This window comes from Gilliamella sp. wkB112, from assembly GCF_001690685.1.
GTDB lineage: Bacteria > Pseudomonadota > Gammaproteobacteria > Enterobacterales > Orbaceae > Gilliamella > Gilliamella apicola_J.
The window spans coordinates 25,896-41,717 of record NZ_LZGL01000009.1 but is presented as its reverse complement, the minus strand read 5'-3'; the positions used below and the strand labels follow the sequence as shown (position 1 = coordinate 41,717).

Annotated in this window: 8 protein-coding genes and 1 other RNA gene; 1 reads left to right on the top strand and 8 read right to left on the bottom strand. The window is 32.0% G+C overall.

Translation table 11 applies throughout. From position 1 onward, the window contains the following. Position 1 precedes the first annotated feature (1 nt). Both ppk1 and pykF read right to left on the bottom strand, forming a co-directional pair. Positions 2 to 2,077 carry a polyphosphate kinase 1 gene (gene ppk1 / locus A9G12_RS02550; protein ID WP_065564306.1) on the bottom strand — a complete coding sequence of 692 codons (2,076 nt, stop codon included), beginning with the start codon at positions 2,075 to 2,077 and terminating at the stop codon, positions 2 to 4. Positions 2,078 to 2,183: 106 nt separating this feature from the next. Continuing rightward, the gene (gene pykF, locus A9G12_RS02545) at positions 2,184 to 3,596 is read right to left on the bottom strand and encodes a pyruvate kinase PykF (protein ID WP_065564305.1); all 1,413 of its coding nucleotides are present in this window, start codon (positions 3,594 to 3,596) and stop codon (positions 2,184 to 2,186) included. Between the two features lie 451 nt (positions 3,597 to 4,047). Here pykF and hrpA point away from each other — a divergent pair, with 451 nt between their 5' ends. Then, the gene (gene hrpA / locus A9G12_RS02540) at positions 4,048 to 7,923 is read left to right on the top strand and encodes an ATP-dependent RNA helicase HrpA (protein WP_065564304.1); all 3,876 of its coding nucleotides are present in this window, start codon (positions 4,048 to 4,050) and stop codon (positions 7,921 to 7,923) included. A 77-nt stretch (positions 7,924 to 8,000) separates the two neighbouring features. Here hrpA and A9G12_RS02535 read toward each other — a convergent pair whose 3' ends face one another. The 6 genes from A9G12_RS02535 to pheT form a co-directional block, all read right to left on the bottom strand. Next, positions 8,001 to 9,038 (bottom strand): YdgH/BhsA/McbA-like domain containing protein, encoded by a 1,038-nt coding sequence (locus A9G12_RS02535; protein WP_081299627.1) that lies wholly within the window; start codon positions 9,036 to 9,038, stop codon positions 8,001 to 8,003. 57 nt (positions 9,039 to 9,095) lie between these two features. Next, positions 9,096 to 9,725: a helix-turn-helix domain-containing protein gene (locus A9G12_RS02530; RefSeq protein ID WP_176701739.1), complete on the bottom strand. Its 630-nt coding sequence runs from the start codon at positions 9,723 to 9,725 to the stop codon at positions 9,096 to 9,098. Positions 9,726 to 10,745: 1,020 nt separating this feature from the next. Beyond that, the gene (locus A9G12_RS02520; RefSeq protein ID WP_065564301.1) at positions 10,746 to 12,620 is read right to left on the bottom strand and encodes a peptidase U32 family protein; all 1,875 of its coding nucleotides are present in this window, start codon (positions 12,618 to 12,620) and stop codon (positions 10,746 to 10,748) included. Positions 12,621 to 12,901: 281 nt separating this feature from the next. Then, positions 12,902 to 12,997, bottom strand: an RNA gene (ffs, locus tag A9G12_RS02515) — signal recognition particle sRNA small type. 124 nt (positions 12,998 to 13,121) lie between these two features. Beyond that, the gene (locus A9G12_RS02510; RefSeq protein WP_065564717.1) at positions 13,122 to 13,415 is read right to left on the bottom strand and encodes an integration host factor subunit alpha; all 294 of its coding nucleotides are present in this window, start codon (positions 13,413 to 13,415) and stop codon (positions 13,122 to 13,124) included. Positions 13,416 to 13,420: 5 nt separating this feature from the next. Next, a complete protein-coding gene (gene pheT / locus A9G12_RS02505; RefSeq protein WP_065564300.1) occupies positions 13,421 to 15,808 on the bottom strand; it encodes a phenylalanine--tRNA ligase subunit beta in 2,388 nt (795 codons plus the stop codon). Positions 15,809 to 15,822: the final 14 nt, after the last annotated feature.

The following is a 15,822-nucleotide window of genomic DNA, read 5'->3' as shown; positions in this document are numbered from 1 at the left end:
TTCACGATTGAATATCCTTATTAAGCATTTCCTGTTGTTTTAAATAATCATAAATTGCACGTTGGGCCCTTATCTTTTTCTTATTTCCTCTTTGTACATAATTATTCGTATTGTCTTGATCAATAATACGAGCTTTAACATTATCGTTACATTGAATGTTAAAAATATCGTGAATCGTAGTTTTTATTATCGGATCGAAAATTTTTACGCCAACTTCAATTCGATTATCTAGATTCCGAGGCATCCAATCTGCAGAAGAAATATAAGTATCTTTTTGACCATCATTTTCAAAAATATATACCCGCGCATGTTCTAAGAACTGATCAACAATACTCGTTACAAAAATATTTTCACTCATATTAGGTACTTGCGGAACTAAAACACAAGTACCGCGTACAACCATTCGTATTTTTACTCCGGCGCATGAAGCTCGATATAATTGATCTATCATGTCTTTATCTGTAATCGCATTAAGTTTTAGGTAAATAGCGGCAGGTTTTCCTGCGTAGGCATTATAAATTTCACGTTCAATAAATTTGTGAAATTGTAATCGAGTATTTTGAGGGGATACTAATAAATAATTAAAAGAGACTGGCTTAAATGGATTTTCAATGAAGTTAAATACTTTTATAACTTCATCAGTAATTGCTGGGTCAGCGGTTAATAATGAAAAGTCAGTATAAATTCTTGCTGTTTTTTCATTAAAATTACCAGATCCTATATGAGCATAACGAACTATTTTGTCATTTTCTTTTCGATCAATTAAAAATAGTTTGGCATGAATCTTAAGCTTAGGTTGCGAATAGATTACCTTAATACCACTGCTAATTAATCTTTTGGCCCATTTTATATTGGCCTCTTCATCAAAACGAGCCTGTAATTCAACTACTACCGTTACTTTTTTACCATTATTAGCCGCGTTAATTGCGGCATGAATGAAACGCGAATCTTTGGCAACTCGATAGATATTCATTCGTATATGGGTGACAGCAGGATCAAAAGATGCTTGGCGCATAATCTCTAATACATGACCAAATGAATAGTAAGGATAATATAATAAAACGTCTCGATCTTTGATGGTAGCAAATGCGTTTCGGAATTGTTTAAATCGATTATACGCAAGACTAGGTAATCGCTTATTTAATAGATTTTTAACGCCTAAATCTGGAAAATTAGCTAAATCTTTGAAGTTAGGATAACGTCCTCCAGGCATCGCATCTTGTTCTGTTAATTTTAATTTATTAATTAAAAGTTCAAATAAAGCTTTAGGCATATCCTTTTGATAAGTGAAACGTACTGGTTGTGCGGTTAAACGCTGTTTTAAACCTTGAGACATTAGTTCAAGTAGACTATCTAATTCAGTATTTAATTCATATTCCGCGTCACGGTTAATATTGATTGAATAAGCATTTAATTCTTTAATATCAAAGAACACTTTAAAAATATCTGATAAACAATACCGTAAGATATTATCCAGAAAAATTATAGACTTATTCTTAGTTGATACTTCTGAAGGTAGTAGTACAAATCGTGGTACATGATCTGTTGGTAATTCAAGTAAGGCATAACTAATACTATCTTCACAAATAATTTCTACGGCTAAATAGGCATGATCATCTTTTAAAAATTGAATCAATTCAGTATGGCTATCAAGGAGAATAGGGGTAATATATTGGCGCAGATTTTGTTTATAATAATTTTTGATCCAATTTTCTTGATATGAAGTAAGTTGTCTTTCATTAATCAAAAAGATCTGATTTCTGGCCATTTCGAGCAATAACTCATTATAAAGCTGATCAAACTGTAATTCTAATTGAATAACTTTTTGAGTAACTTGGCGCAATAAATGTTTTGCATTTGATGATGAAGAATGGGCTTGTTCTTGTTCAATCAAAACATATTTTTTTAAGTTAGCAAATTGCACTTTATAAAATTCATCAAGATTACTGGAATATATACCTAAAAAGCGAATCCGTTCGATAAGAGGATTACTGTTGTCAGCTGCTTCCTGTAATACTCGTTGATTAAAGGCTAACCAACTTAGTTCCTTAGGTAAGAATATTTTTTCGTCAATCATTTTTATCTCTTATACAAACCATAATTGCAATTTATACAGAATAACTTATGTTAAAAAAAAAGCTAGCAGGTTAGCTAGCTTTTATTCTAAATATAAGATTTAACCATTAAATACGGTGAACGGATGTTGTATTAGTAGTTCCACTTGGTACTAATGCTCCGGAAACCATCACAATAGTGTCACCTTGTTGTAAACCACATAATTTTATTGCCAATTCTTTACCCAGACGATAAAAATCATCAGTAGAATTTATTGCATCGATCAGAATTGGTTCAACACCTTTAGACAAAGCAAGTTGATTGACAGTTTTTTGACTAGATGAAAGTGCTAAAATACGTGCTTTCGGGAAGTAATGACGAACTTCACGAGCTGATTTACCACTACGAGTAGCCACTACGATTAATGGTGCATGTAAACGTTCAGCTATTTCAACAGCGCCACAACAAACTGCTGCAGTAATGCGTAATACTCCTTCGTTAGAAGTCAATTCCAATGAAGCTGGAATAGTTTTATCAGTACGCTTACAAATTGTAGCCATTACCTTCACAGTTTCAAGTGGATATTTACCTTTGGCACTTTCTCCAGAAAGCATTACTGCATCGGTACCATCAATAATAGCATTTGCAACGTCACCAGCTTCAGCACGAGTAGGGCGCGGATTTTTAATCATAGAGTCGAGCATTTGAGTTGCCGTTATTACTGGTTTTGATGCTTTGTTACATTTACGGATCATCATTTTTTGCGCAAAAATAACTTCTTCAACAGCAATTTCAACACCTAAGTCTCCACGAGCAACCATAATACCATCAGAAGCTTCAAGAATTTCATCAAAATTATCTAAACCTTCTTGGTTTTCAATTTTTGAAATAATTTTAATATCTTCACCACCGTGAGCTTTTAAATGTGCACGAATGTCTTCAACATCAGAACGTTTACGGATAAATGAAGCGGCAATAAAGTCAACTCCTTGTTCACAGCCAAAAATTAGGTCATTTTTATCTTTTTCTGCAAGGGCAGGTAATTTAATAGAAACTCCTGGTAAATTAACCCCTTTATTTTCACCTAGATCGCCATTGTTTAAAACAGTACAAATAACTTCATTACCATTGATCTCTTTGACATCCATAGCAATTAGACCATCGTCAACTAAAACACGATTACCAGGTTTAAGGTCACGGGCAAAGCCATCATAAGTTACCGCTACACATTGTGAATTACCAACTACCGATTTATCGGTTGTAAAAGTAAATGTTTGTCCAGCAACAAGAGAAACGTCATTGCCTCCTTCCAATTTAATAGTACGGATTTCAGGGCCTTTAGTATCTAGCATGATAGCTGCTTTTAAGCCAGTTTCCTGCATAACTTCACGTAGATTTTTAATGCGATTACCATGTTCTTCATAATCACCATGAGAAAAGTTCAAGCGCATAACATTCATACCTGCATTTAATAATTTTGCAAGCATTTCTTTTGATTCTGATTTTGGTCCTATAGTACAAACAATTTTTGTCTTTTTCATAATATTATCTACTAGTTGTTAATGTTAATGTTAAATTTTAAATCAATCCGAGCTTTTGTAAAAAAAAACCAATGCTAGAGCATTGGTATAAACAATAGATAAAAAGATATTAGTAACTGAAAAATAGTCACTAACAGTAAATACAATATTTGTAGAATTATCTATTCCCATTAAACGAATATCCCCCAAAAAAACTCTAGTTATTATAGTCTTAACTACCTTCTAAATAAAGTTATTTATGATTAAATATGCTTTAAGTTTAACCAAGAAATTAACTTATAAATAACTATTTTAAAAATAACTTATTTTAAAATAGTTAGGAAAAAGTATGATGTAAATTACATTAAATCTTTATTAAGATATTTTTATTTCATACAAGTACACTCCTAAGAAAGGTAAGATTTGTTATAATTAAAAGCAATTACTATAAAACTAATATATTTAATTCATTATGTTAACTCAACCACAATTAAAACTACTCGAATCGATGACTTACCTTGATAAGCAAAAAATAAGTAAATTGATTCGAAAAACTCAAAACATAGATGAAGTCGATTCAGCAATACAGCAGGCTATTATTCATTATGAAGCTCGAGTACAATCGTTACCCAAACAAATTGATTTCCCCAGTAATTTACCCGTAGTTGAAAAAAAAGGGGATATTTATGCTGCCATCAAAAATCATCAAGTGGTAATCATTACCGGTGAAACAGGTTCCGGTAAAACTACTCAAATTTCAAAAATTTGCTTGGAATTAGGTTTAGGTGTTAAGGGCTATATAGGACATACTCAACCTCGGCGATTAGCGGCACGTTCTGTTGCTAATCGGATTGCTGAAGAACTGAAAACGGAAATAGGGGATCTGGTTGGTTTTAAAGTTAGATTTTCTGATCATGTAAGCGATACAACATTAATCAAATTAATGACAGATGGCATCTTACTCGCTGAAATTCAAAAAGATAAGCTGTTATTACAATATGATACTATTATTATTGATGAAGCCCATGAACGTAGTTTAAATATTGATTTTATCTTAGGTTATTTAAAACAATTATTACCTAAACGACCAGATCTAAAAGTTATCATTACCTCAGCTACAATAGATGTTGAACGGTTTTCAAAGCATTTTAATCAAGCCCCAATTATTGAGGTTTCAGGACGAATTTATCCTGTTGAAGTTAGGTATCGACCTTGGCTTAATGAAGAAAACGATAGTGAAGATGAAAAAAATAGTGATTTTCAACCTATTGTTAATGCTATTGATGAACTTTCACAGGAAAGTGATGGAGATATATTAGTTTTTTTGACAGGGGAACGCGAAATTCGTGACTTAGCTGATATTCTCAATAAATTTGAACTACGTAATACTGAAATTTTACCTTTATACGCAAGATTGTCGTCTTCTGAACAAAATCGTATATTCCAAGTACATTCTAAAAAACGTATTGTACTGGCCACTAACGTTGCCGAGACTTCATTAACTGTTCCAGGGATTAAATATGTTATTGATCCAGGCTTAGCCAGAATCAGTCGCTATAGTTATAGAACAAAAGTACAACGACTACCAATTGAACCTATATCACAAGCCTCAGCTAATCAGCGTAAAGGAAGATGTGGTCGTACCTCTGATGGTATTTGTATTCGTTTATATGATGAACAGGATTTTTTGTCACGTCCCGAGTTTACCGAACCGGAAATATTACGTACCAATCTTGCTTCGGTAATATTACAAATGACTTCATTGGGACTAGGGGATATTGCGGCATTTCCTTTTGTTGAATCACCTGATTCTAAATACATTCGCGATGGAATTCGATTATTAGAAGAACTAGGTGCAATTTACACCAAAAATCATCAATATCATTTAACCGAAATCGGAAAAATTTTAGCTCAACTGCCGATCGATCCCCGATTAGCGAGAATGCTTGTTGATGCAAGGCGTTTAGGTTGTAGTAAAGAAATTATGATTATTACTGCAGCATTGTCAATTCAAGATCCAAGAGAAAGACCTTTTGACAAACAACAAGCATCAGATGAAAAGCATCGTCGATTTGTCGACAAAGAGTCTGATTTTATTGCACTTATTAATCTTTGGAATTATATACAAGAACAACAAAATACATTATCAGGTAATCAATTCCGTCGTTTGTGTCATAAAGAGTTTTTAAATTATTTGCGTATTAGAGAATGGCAAGATGTCTATACACAAATAAGACAGACCATTAAGCAATTAGCTTTTCCAATTAATAGTAAAGCAGCTGATTATCGATCAATCCATATGGCTTTGCTCAGTGGTTTATTATCTCATGTAGGTATGAAAGAAATTGAAAAACATGAATATATTGGTGCTCGAAATATCAAATTTTCTATTTTTCCTAATTCAGCTCTTTTCAAAAGTCAACCTAAATGGTGTGTAGTTAGTGAGTTAGTTGAAACTCGTCGATTATGGGGTAGAACGGCAGCCAAAATTGAGGCGGACTGGCTTGAACCAATTGCTAAACATTTAGTTAAATATAGTTATAGCGAGCCAAGATGGTCTAAAAAGCATGGCACCACTATGGCTGATGAAAAAGTGACTTTATTTGGATTACCAATTGTCACCAATCGGTTAATCAATTATAGTAAAATTGATCCAGTTTTAAGCCGTTCTCTGTTTATCCGTCACGCACTTGTAGAAGGTGACTGGGTAACTAATCATCAGTTTTATAAACATAATCAAAGATTGATTCATGAAGTTGAAGATCTAGAACATAAATCTCGCCGGCAAGATATATTAATTGATGACGATGAATTATATGATTTTTATGATCATCGGATTGATAAAAAAGTTATTTCAGTAAAACATTTTGATTCATGGTGGAAACAGAAGCAAAAAACGGCACCTGATTTTCTTAATATTGAAAAAAGAGAGTTAATAAAACCTTCAGCTCAATTAATCACAACTTCAGATTTTCCTGACTTTTGGTATCAAGATAATATTAAATTACCGTTAACATATCAATTTGATATTGGCCACAACCGTGACGGTGTCACGATTAATATCCCAATAGATCTTTTAAATCAAATTAAAAATAGTGGATTTGATTGGCAAGTACCAGGATTTAGAAGGGATTTAATCATAGCGCTAATAAAGTCATTACCAAAATCATTACGCCGAAGCCTTGTTCCGGCGCCTAATTATGCTGAAGCATTTATAAGTAGGGTAAATACAACTGATAAACCTTTATTAGAAACGTTAGCAAATGAATTTAGGAAAATGACAGGAGTGAAAATTGATGATAATGATTGGCAAATAAAGCAAGTACCCGATTATTTAAAAATGACTTTTGCGATCATTGATAACAATAATAAAGAAATTGCTGCAGGTAAGGATTTAGATATACTCAAAGAACAGCTTAAAGTTCAAGTACAACAAGCATTATCATCATTAAAAAACAAGTCAACAAATAATTTAGAACAAACTAATCTAACTGATTGGAATTTTGGTTTATTACCAACTGTTTATGAAAAAAAACAAAAAAATTATACGGTTAAGGCTTATCCCACAATCATTGATAATCAGAATTCAGTCAGTATTAAATTAATGGATAATCCCCACGATCAACAACGGCTTAGCAAACTTGGAATAAGACGCTTGCTCATGCTTAATATTCCTTCCCCTATAAAATATTTACATGAAAAATTACCTAATAAATCTAAATTAGGGTTATATTTTAATTCGTTTGGTTCTGTGTTAATGCTGATTGATGATTGTATTGCTTGTGGTGTTGATCATTTGATTGAAATATATAATCAAACCATACAAAATTCAACACAATATCAAGAACTACTAAACTATACCAAAACTCATATTAACGAAACCGTTGTTGATATTGCCAAACAAGTAGAATCAATTTTAACGTTACATTTTAATATTAATAAAAAATTGAAAGGACGAGTGGATTTGTCATTAGCTTTTGCTTTATCTGATATAAAGAAACAACTTAATAATTTAGTATATAAAGGTTTTGTAGCTAACTCAGGATATTTAAGACTACATGATATTCAACGTTACCTATTAGGTATTGAAAAACGCATTGAAAAATTAATGCTGAATCTTGGTAAAGATAGACAATCAATGGCAATAGTTGAAAGTATTGAGAATCAATATCAAAGTTGGATAAATAGTTTATCTGAAAATCAAAAATTACAAGAAAATGTAATTAATATTCGTTGGATGATTGAAGAATTAAGAATAAATTTATTCGCTCAACAATTAGGAACACCATACCCAATTTCAGCTAAACGTATTGAACAGCAAATCAATAATGTAAAGCCAGAATTATAAATTAAATATATAATTGAAATAGACAATAAAGAAGGGCGCATAGCGCCCTCATGCATAGAAAATTATTGGATAGCATATTAACGATACAAATCAACAAAAACTGTAATATTTGGACCATTAGTATCTTGAGCTATTCGTGCAATATGATAATATTTCGCTCCATTATCTATAGCGCGTTTACCTGCCTGATAGGAAATTTCTTGATCCGTCACATAATAACCGCGGAATTTTATAGTATCAAAGGCTACCATTTTAGCTGCAGTTGCATCATTTAATTCCTGAATTTTTCTACCATCAGAAAGTGTGACAGTGTAACGATTAACTCGCTGTGGCTCAACAGCAACAGCCGAGGTTGCAGATTCTGATGTTGTTGCTGATGTAGCGTTATTAGCATTAGTTGTCGTTTTGTCAATAACTTTATTGTTGAATTTTTCAGCATAAAATTTTTCATTAAATGCTGATGGGGAATAATAGCCCGGTCTTTCAACTTGCATTGCAGCTTCACCGCCTTGAGCTAGAGCTTGTTGACCAGCTTCTGAATCATATGGAATAGCATTTTCAGGTTGCAATTTTCTTTCTGGCGCATCTTTCTTGAATAAATATGCTGTTACTAACAAATTACTACCGATTTCTGAACGGTTATCGATATAATACCCATAAGCACCCTTAGCCGAAGCTTCTTTTGCTATTGCTTGATCTACATTATGTTCGCTCGGGAAGTAACCACGAATACGAACAATATCAAAAGGTTCGAGTCGAATTGCTTTATTTTTTGGATATTCATAAACTCCTTCAAATTGACGTAGTTTTTCTTCCTTTTCTTCAATTTTTGGTGCATCTGCTTTATATAAGCGTGCATACACAATACGTAAAGTATCATTTGAAGGGCTAATATTGGTTGTTGTTATAAAAAAAGAAGCAGCGCCTTCTTTATCTGCTGCTTTTGACATAGCCATTACATAATCACTATCGGTATAAAAGGCACCACGCACCGAAATTTCTTTGAATGGTTGCAAGCTATTTGCTTGTTCTTCATTTAATTGTTGAGCAGCAAAAGAACACATAGGAACAACAGCTACAGTTGCTGCAATAAGAGTTTTCTTTAAACTTATCATTTTTGATAGACCTTACAGTATAATTTTTTTATCCAGCTATTTTAACACATAATAAATTCAATTACCTAAATCAATTAATGCATTTAAATCCTTAATGAAAATGTATTTACCTTTAACGGATAAGATGTTTTTTTCTTGGAATTTGGTTAAACTTCGACTAACTGTTTCAATAGTTAAGCCTAAATAATTGGCAATATCAGATCTACTCATCGCCAATTTGATATTTAGTGATGAGTGTCCGCGTTTTTCATAACGTTGATAAAGAGAATAAATAAAAACAGCTAAACGTTCATCAGCCTTCTTTTGAGAATAACACAAAACTAATTTTTGATAATTATAAATATCATTACTGAGTAAACTAAAAATAGTGTCTCTAACTTTTTTATTAATTTCAATTAAAGACATTAGTTCTTCATATTTTAATTCACAAACTAAAGTATCAGTAAGAGCTTTAATATTGTTATTGTATATTTGGGTTGAAATTGAATCTAGCCCAACAATATCACCAGGTAAATAAAATCCGTTAATTTGTTCATTGTCATCCTGAGTAGTGATATATGTTTTTAATGCACCAGAATGTATGATATAAAATTTAGTAAATTTAGTATTTTGAGTAACTAAGATTTGATCTTTAAGATAAGATTTTTTGCGATCTAAAACTGTACCTAAGGTATTATTGAGCAGCATAGGGATACATAGAGAGCCAATACTGCATAATTCACAGGGAACAGAATAACTGTTCGAACGTAATGGCTTGTAAATGCTTTGCATAATTATTTATTTATTTAATCCTATATGATTATTAAGATTACCATCTTTATTTAAAAACAACAATTATTCCATATAGATTATTTTTAGTTTGTTAGTGCTAAAAAAAGTTTTAATAAAGATTAAGCAAAGATAGGAAGGAAAAAGTATAAGTGTGTTTAAAACTTCTATTATTTCTATTTAACATAATATACATTATACGCACCGATATAGAGTTATGAGCATTCTATTAAAGTAGCCAATAAAATAGTGAAGCTAATTTAAAAAATTACAACACTGGGTTATATCAATAATCATATGAGGAATAAATAAATGAAAAATTCAAAAAAAGGACTACAAAAGTATATTAATAATTTTAATGAGTTACTCGAATCAATTAATAAAAATGACAAAAGAATGTTCAATATACGTTTATCGTCTATTACTTTGTAGAACATACCATGTTTTATATGCTCTCAACGTAATATATGTTTTTCAAAATGGTTCACCTAAAGCACATATGAGTAATTATATTTATCTCAATGTGTTAATGTGGATTCAACATATATCAAAAAATACTGAAATGTATGACTATAAAGATATTAGAGATGTCTTTAATAAAGATGCTATAATTCAATATAAAAATAAATGTTTTAAATGTAGTATTATTGGAATAATTTAACATGTCAATTCTTAAAGAATTAGTAAATGAATTCGATTTCAATTTTATAAAATATGATAATGCCGATTAAAATGCACAATATGATTTCTTTTTTTATTAACTAACCACCTATTACATTAATTTTCATGTTCATATTAATGTTATTAACAAAAACTATTATAAATCAAGATATTAAGGTTGGTATAATGTATATTATGTTAAATGTGTCAAATTATTACGAACTAATATTGCACTATTAAGTGGTCAATTATTTATTAATTCTTATTTTGCATAAATTATTATTTATCACTTATAAAAATAACTTCGCTACCAGGTAAAGGCATTTTTAGAATATGATTTTTGATTTTACCCCAAACCTGCATCTCACAAGCTTTGCAATTGAATTTTAACAATAATTCTTCATTATTTTGTACCAATTTCATTGGTGTAACTCTAGTTTTAACTCCTTGAATACCTTTAGCTTGTTTTGGGCATAAATTGAACGCAAACCGTAAACAGTGCTTAGTTATCATTAATGGAACATCATCTTTAACTGAATGCGCTTCATAAGCGCTTTCAATTAATTCGACTCCATGTTGCGTATAAAATTCGCGGGCTTTTTGATTATAAACATTGGCCAAATAACTGAGATGATTTTCCGGGTATTTAGGAATTGGTATTACTTCTGGTTTACGTTTATTGGTTTTATAGTTAGCTAGTCTGGCTGCAGTTAAACGCTCTATTATGTCACGTCTTAACTGGTTTAATTGACTACTAGGTATAAAATAAATAGTGGTTATATCTATTTTAATTTCAGATAAATAATATATTGTTTGCCCTAATTTAGATAAATTATCTTTTATCGTTTTAAGTACTTTATCTGGTTGGTCAGCAACCGAAAAAGAGCCTTTTAGTTCTATTCTAACCTGAGTACCCTCTTCGCTTTCTGCTACTAAACAAATTCCATGTTCAATGGTTGATAATTTAAAGGATACCCCAATACGACGGCTACTTGATTCTTTTAACAAACTTTGCTGCCAAGCATGATCTAAATTTCGATTAATTGTATAAGGTAATTTTATTGATAACAGAGTTTTTGGTATTTCATTTGCAAAAATACGATAATGATTGACGGATATTTTTTCAACTTTATCTGCCCTAAACCCAATAATTTCTCGTTTAACTAAAACATTTAAACCATCACCATTGATTAAAGGTTGTAGAGATTTTATCTCAATATCTTGTTTACGCCCATGAACAAAATAATCTGTATTACCTCTATTAAATGTGCGGTTTGGATCAGGAGTAAATGCATGTAGAGTTTTACCACTTGAAGTTGGTATCAAATTAGAGTTTTGCTCCATAATATCATCTAATTTTTTACGGTAAAAAGCGGTAATATTTTTGACATAATTCATATCTTTATAGCGTCCTTCTATCTTGAAGGATTTTACTCCAGCTGTAATTAATGCATTTAAATTATTCGACTGATTATTATCCTTCATTGACAATAAATGTTTGTCGTAGGCCACTATGCGCCCCTGCTCATCTTTTAAAGTATATGGAAGTCGGCAAGTTTGTGAGCAATCTCCTCTATTAGCACTTCGACCTGTTTGCGCGTGAGAAATATAACATTGACCAGAAAAAGCAACACAAAGTGCTCCGTGGATAAAGAACTCAATTTTAGCATCTATACTCTGATTAATTTTTGCAATTTCATTTAGATTTAGCTCCCGTGCTAATACGATTTGCGAAAATCCAACATCAGCTAAGAATTTAGCTTTTTCAGGGGTGCGAATATCCATTTGGGTACTGGCATGTAAATCAATAGGTGGAATATCCATACTTAAAATAGCCATATCTTGCACAATCAGAGCATCAATACCTACATCATAAAGTTGCCAAATCAATTGCCTAGCGGCTTCAAGTTCATTATCGTGAAGGATCGTATTTAAAGTAACAAAAATTTTGGCATAATAAAGATGAGCAAATTCTACTAGTTTTGCAATATCACTCACGGAATTACCTGCATTATGCCGAGCCCCAAAATTAGGTCCCCCAATATAAACAGCATCTGCACCATGTAAAATTGCTTGTTTAGCTATTTCTATATCTTTAGCAGGACTCAGTAATTCTAATTGATTTTGTCGGCTATGTTGATTTGATTGTAACATTGTTAAATCTCACTAAATGCATATATTCATTTTATAAATATTTTTTATGAATTATAGTTATTTAAAATTAAAGTCAAGAAGTTTCAGGTAAGCTATACGTTTCAATATAAATATTCAGATTGGTAATATGATCGCAAATATAACCGCAATCAACAACAATCATTTTGATTAATTTAACCGTAAATATAGTGTTTGGACATTTATTGTTCCTAATAATTATTAGAGTGATAATTTGAGTATGGAAGATTAGAGAAGAGTTTACATTTTCTATTTGGAGGAGACCCTATCAGCCACATCCCACACACATATTTTTTACTTTGGCTGCTTCCTTCCGGACCTGACCTGATGAGCAAAAAAATGTTGCAAGAGGACCCATAGAGCCTCCATAAAAGAGGAGTTATTATGCTTGAATCATTAAATTATTACAATCAATTTTTCAAAAAAAAAGCCTATCTTTTGTTAGATAACAAAAAAGGCTTATATATTTATAAAAGGGAAAAGTTATAGTGCTAAATTCTTTTCTACTCGTTCTCTAAATTTAATGCCAGGTCTAAATGTAACAACCCGACGAGCAGAAATATCGACACTTTCACCTGTTTTTGGATTACGTCCCGGTCGTGAATTTTTATCACGAATAGAAAAATTACCAAATCCAGATAATTTAACGGCTTCCCCTTTTTCTAAAGCTACTCGAATTTCTTCAAAAAAAAGTTCAACGAGCACTTTAGCTTCTTGACGATCAATATTAAATTTTTCGGCAAGACGATCTGCAATATCAGCTTTGGTTAATGTCATAGTCATTATTCTCTTAATATGGCTTTAAAACGGTTTTGTAAAGCAACAATACATTTGTTTACAATGTTAGTTATATCTTCTTCCTCAAGTGTACGCGACTTGTCTTGTAAAATCAAACTGATAGCGAGACTTTTTTGATCTTCACCGATATTTTCGCCTTGATAGACATCAAATAGTGAGACTTTTACAAGTTGTTCGCCACCTGAACTTTTACATACTGATATAATATCTGCTGCCGGAATTGTATTAGATATAACAATTGCAATATCGCGTTTATTAGACGGATATTTAGATAAGTCTTGAGCAACAGGTACCTTTTTAGGATTAATTTTAGCTAAATTTATTTCAAAAACAAGAGTTTTACTATTTAAAGATAATTTTTTTTCAATTTCGGGATGTAACACTCCTATATAACCAATAAGATCATTATTGATATATATAGCCGCACTCTGCCCCGGATGTAATGCTGGCAAATCAGCTTTTTTAAATTGAAGATTTTCTGTATAACCTAAAAGAGTGAAAATAGATTCTATATCGCCCTTTAAATCATAGAAATCGATATGTTGTTTAGGTAAATCCCAATGATCTTCATATAAACGCCCTGTTACCACTCCAGCTAGCATTAATTCTTGACGAACTCCAAATTCAGACTTCTCATCAGGTATAAAACGTAAACCAGTTTCGAATAGTCGAATTCGAGATTGTTGACGATTTTGATTATATAAAACAGCATCTAATAATCCAGGCCATAAAGATAAACGCATAACTGACATTTCACTTGAAATTGGGTTAGGCAATTTAATTTCTTGCAATTCTGGATGTAACATTTGCTGAACTTTTGGATCAACAAAACTATAGGTAACTGCTTCTTGATAACCACGATCAACCAATAGGTCTTTAATTCGACTTAAAGCAACATTTCCTTCAGGTATTGGCTTCATTATTGATTCGATTTTTAGGTTGGCATTAGGTATATTATTGTAGCCATAGATACGCGCGACCTCTTCTATCAAATCTTCCTCTATTTGTAAATCAAATCGCCAGCTTGGTGCCTTAACTAACCAAATATTGTCTTTATATTCTACATTGCAACCAAGTCTTTCAAGTATATCGGTAATTTTTTGTGTTGCTACTGACAAGCCAATGATGCGATCAATTTTTTCCCTGCGTAATACAATTGTGGCTTGTATTGGTAACTCATTGGCATTTGTTACATCAATAATTGGACCAACTTCACCACCACAAATATCAACTAATAATTTTGTTGCTCGCTGCATTGCCTTCATTTGTAAAGCTGGATCTACTCCACGTTCATAACGATGAGATGCTTCAGTATGTAAACCATATTCGCGAGCTTTTCCTGTAATAGCTAATGGTGCAAAAAATGCTGCCTCTAGAAAAACATCTTTAGTTGCTGATGTTACACTTGAATATTCACCACCCATAATTCCAGCTAATGCTAATATTTTTTTGTGGTCAGCTATAACTAAGGTTTTATCATTAATTGAAATTTCATTACCATTTAGTAAAACCAATTTTTCATTAGTATCGGCATAACGAACTACAATGCCTTTTTCGATTTGAGCTAAATCAAATGCATGCATAGGATGGCCAAGTTCTAATAAAACATAATTAGTAACATCTACGACTGCATCTATAGAACGTATTCCACCGCGGCGTAGCTTTTCTTTCATCCATAATGGCGTAGTTGCATTAACATTAATATTTTTAATAATACGCCCTAGATAACAAGGAGCTGCGTTTGGTTCATCAACTTGAATTGATATGGTATCAGTTATAGTTGCGGCAACGTTATCTACATGTAATTCGTGCATAGGTATATTGTTAACTGCTGAAATATCTCTAGCAACGCCAATAATACCAAAACAGTCAGCACGGTTAGGCGTTACACTAATATCAATCATAACATCATCAAGTTTTAGATATTCACGAATATCTTGCCCTAAAGGTGCATCACTAGGTAATTCAATAATCCCATTGTGGTCATCACTTATACCTAACTCGGAATAAGAACAAAGCATTCCTTCAGAGGGCTCTCCACGAAGTTTTGCAGCTTTTATTTTAAAATCCCCTGGCAATACCGCACCAATAGTAGCACAAGCGACCATTAGTCCTTGACGGCAATTAGGTGCACCACAAACTATATTAAGTAATTCAGATTTACCTATATCTACTTTGGTTACACGTAATTTATCTGCATTAGGATGCTGCATGCATTCAACAACTTTACCAACAACTACACCAGTAAAATCCCCGGCAACCTTTTCAACGTCATCAACTTCTAAACCAGCCATAGTTAATTGGTCGGTTAATGTTTCGCTACTAATTTCTGGATTGATCCATTCACGTAGCCAGCTTTCACTAAATTTCATGTTTTGATCTCCAG

What these genes read in the sequence shown, in the direction of transcription:
- ppk1 (WP_065564306.1), bottom strand. Translation starts at nt 2,077, where the DNA reads ATGATTGACGAAAAAATATTCTTACCTAAGGAACTAAGTTGGTTAGCC.
- pykF (WP_065564305.1), bottom strand. Translation starts at nt 3,596, where the DNA reads ATGAAAAAGACAAAAATTGTTTGTACTATAGGACCAAAATCAGAATCA.
- hrpA (WP_065564304.1), top strand. Translation starts at nt 4,048, where the DNA reads ATGTTAACTCAACCACAATTAAAACTACTCGAATCGATGACTTACCTT.
- A9G12_RS02535 (WP_081299627.1), bottom strand. Translation starts at nt 9,038, where the DNA reads ATGATAAGTTTAAAGAAAACTCTTATTGCAGCAACTGTAGCTGTTGTT.
- A9G12_RS02530 (WP_176701739.1), bottom strand. Translation starts at nt 9,725, where the DNA reads ATGCTGCTCAATAATACCTTAGGTACAGTTTTAGATCGCAAAAAATCT.
- A9G12_RS02520 (WP_065564301.1), bottom strand. Translation starts at nt 12,620, where the DNA reads ATGTTACAATCAAATCAACATAGCCGACAAAATCAATTAGAATTACTG.
- A9G12_RS02510 (WP_065564717.1), bottom strand. Translation starts at nt 13,415, where the DNA reads ATGACATTAACCAAAGCTGATATTGCAGATCGTCTTGCCGAAAAATTT.
- pheT (WP_065564300.1), bottom strand. Translation starts at nt 15,808, where the DNA reads ATGAAATTTAGTGAAAGCTGGCTACGTGAATGGATCAATCCAGAAATT.